This window comes from Candidatus Aegiribacteria sp. (assembly GCA_021108005.1).
Taxonomy (GTDB): Bacteria; Fermentibacterota; Fermentibacteria; order Fermentibacterales; family JCC-6; genus Aegiribacteria.
Window position 1 is genome coordinate 1 of sequence record JAIORS010000077.1, and the last position, 1,029, is coordinate 1,029.

At 35.2% G+C, this 1,029-nt stretch carries 1 protein-coding gene; it reads right to left on the reverse strand.

Going from position 1 to position 1,029, the window contains the following annotated elements; translation table 11 throughout:
* Positions 1-26 precede the first annotated feature (26 nt).
* Positions 27-491, reverse strand: coding sequence for a hypothetical protein (locus tag K8S15_04880; GenBank protein ID MCD4775371.1), 465 nt, complete (start codon positions 489-491; stop codon positions 27-29).
* Between the last annotated feature and the right edge of the window lie 538 nt (positions 492-1,029).

The following is a 1,029-nucleotide window of genomic DNA, read 5'->3' on the forward strand; positions in this document are numbered from 1 at the left end:
AGTTTAAAGCCGTTTACTACTAATATTTATTCTCTTTCTGTATAATCTAGTTTCCACTCATCATTTTCAAGAACCAAATGTATTTCTTCTTCTTTCTCGTCTTCTCTAAGAATTATTACAGTTGAATTATCACCATCAATACTTTCTGATATATTTTCAATATCTGCAGCTGCCTCAAATCCTTCCTCTGATTCAAAAATACCTTCAAAAATAATGACCAGCTTCTCTGTATCACTATATTTTAAAAATTCTTCCATTTGCATACCCGTTAGTTGTTCAAATTCTTCTATTTCCCGCATTTGATACAATGATTCAAAAAACTCTAAAAACTCATTGACTGTACCTTCTGAGAAGTGATACACAAACCTTTCCATGTCATATTCACTTGCTGCATCGTAATAATCAACTACAACCTCCGAGGGCGTCAGTTGAGAAGAATAAACATTAGAACAAATCAGTAATACAATAAGAAGCAAGATTAATTTTTTCATTGCTGCTCCAATAAACATTATTAATTTCTATTTTTTCCTCTTTGATCAACAATACCACCTGAATTTCATAACAGTCTATGACAGAAGCAGATGACAACTGCTTGAATTGCCGCGACATTCTGCTCCTATGAAGCCGGAGTACTGAAAGTTCAGAATGATAAACAGTGTCGACCTGCTGACGCAACCAAAGCCATTGTCCGGAACATCAAGATATTGATCTTCACTGTCTGAAAACTGTGTTGATGTAAAACTATCGGTGTAAATTTACCTGCGATGACGTTGACCGGGAATATTCAGGGTGGTATCCTTAACTTTGGATGAAAAGATGAGAAAAAAGGAACAGGAAGGTCATATCGGGAGCTGATGCTGATATGGCGAGAAATCCAGTTTTCTGATGTTTGTATTTTAATACTAAGGCAAATGATGTATTTGAGGAGGCTTCATATGAAACATGGAAGTGTAATCAGTATTTCCTTAATCCTTTTATTAAATCCACTGCTGGTATTGAATATATATGCAGAGGAATGGCAGGAACTAG

Bases quoted from the DNA above. Each gene is read 5' to 3' on its own strand.
- K8S15_04880 (MCD4775371.1), bottom strand. From the start codon at position 491: ATGAAAAAATTAATCTTGCTTCTTATTGTATTACTGATTTGTTCTAAT.